Genomic DNA, 346 nt, shown 5'->3' with positions numbered 1-346 from the left:
CCTCAAAGCAGATTACTAAGCCGCTACTCGATCTAAAACAAGCGGTAGAAAACGATCACCAAAATTTAACCGAATTGACTCATTTGCCGTCGGAGGTTGGCGTCTTAGCACGAGCGATTGATCAGAAAAATCATAAGTTAGAGCAGTACCTCAAACGTGAGCAGCTATTTACCGGCGATGTAAGCCACGAATTGCGCACGCCTTTAACGATTATTATGGGTGCGTCAGAAGTACTGGCCTCCCAATTAGCAAGCGATCACTATTTGAGTGAATTTACTGAGCGCATTAGTACGACTGCTAAAGAAACCTCCGAGATTATCAGCGCGTTGTTACTACTCTCGCGCGC

1 protein-coding gene is annotated in these 346 nt (G+C 45.7%); it reads left to right on the top strand.

What is annotated here, in order from left to right:
* A partial coding sequence (locus tag AAEZ03_RS26355) for a sensor histidine kinase (protein WP_350582707.1) occupies window positions 1–346 on the top strand: 346 nt, incomplete at both ends.

Source organism: Pseudomonas sp. HY2-MNA-CIBAN-0224 (assembly GCF_040310285.1).
Lineage (GTDB): Bacteria > Pseudomonadota > Gammaproteobacteria > Pseudomonadales > Pseudomonadaceae > Aquipseudomonas > Aquipseudomonas helleri.
This window is presented reverse-complemented; position numbering and strand designations above follow the sequence as displayed.